Below are 653 nucleotides of genomic sequence, written 5' to 3'. Positions count from 1 at the left end.
GCGGAACCACGCCCAAAGCCGCATCCGCGCAAGCCGGCCAGCCCCGTGCGTCCTTAGCGTTCAACTACTGTCACGCGGTGGCCATCTGTCGAGTTCTCAGGTACCAAGTCAGTTCACGAAAAGGGTCGTGCCTTGAACGAGCGCTGTTCAAAGTAACAAGCGTTTGGAGTTTAGCGCTAGTTGCCTGGCTTCTTCACAAAGAAGGGATGCATAATCGATTTTTGGTCCACCCTTAGGGAGTCTTCGAAGGCAGCCATCACCGGACTCTCGGGCTGAATAAACTTGTATTGAAACGAATTTTTTTCGGGCCGCTTCGGGTAGTAGGGAAAGTAAAAGCGCCCGTCCGCGCTTTGGAGCACGACTTGAAACGTGTCCACGATCGGCCAGCGGTCGAACGCGTTCACGTCCTCGCCCAACACGCCCACAATCAGGGTCACCTTGCCCTTTAGGGGATACCCAAAGCGAATCGAGCCGGTGTAAGGCTCGCCCCACCGGACGGTATCCGGGCCTTCGGTGATTTCCGCCGGACTCCCGCTGGACGGCGCGCCGTGCGCGTCGTAAAACAGGTAATAGATTTGGTTTCCGTTGCGGTTGAGGTGGTCTAGGCAAGGCGGACAGAAGAAGGACGTATATTCCTTCTGTTATGACGGCCA

1 protein-coding gene is annotated in these 653 nt (G+C 56.4%); it reads right to left on the bottom strand.

Translation table 11 applies throughout. From position 1 onward, the window contains the following. Positions 1-176: 176 nt before the first annotated feature. Positions 177-437, bottom strand: coding sequence for a hypothetical protein (locus tag ACP7AJ_RS21540; RefSeq protein WP_426062300.1), 261 nt, complete (start codon positions 435-437; stop codon positions 177-179). Positions 438-653: the final 216 nt, after the last annotated feature.

This window comes from Hymenobacter sp. B1770, assembly GCF_049896385.1.
Lineage (GTDB): Bacteria > Bacteroidota > Bacteroidia > Cytophagales > Hymenobacteraceae > Hymenobacter.
The sequence above is the reverse complement of the archived record's forward strand: the minus strand, read 5'-3'. Positions and strand labels throughout refer to the sequence as shown.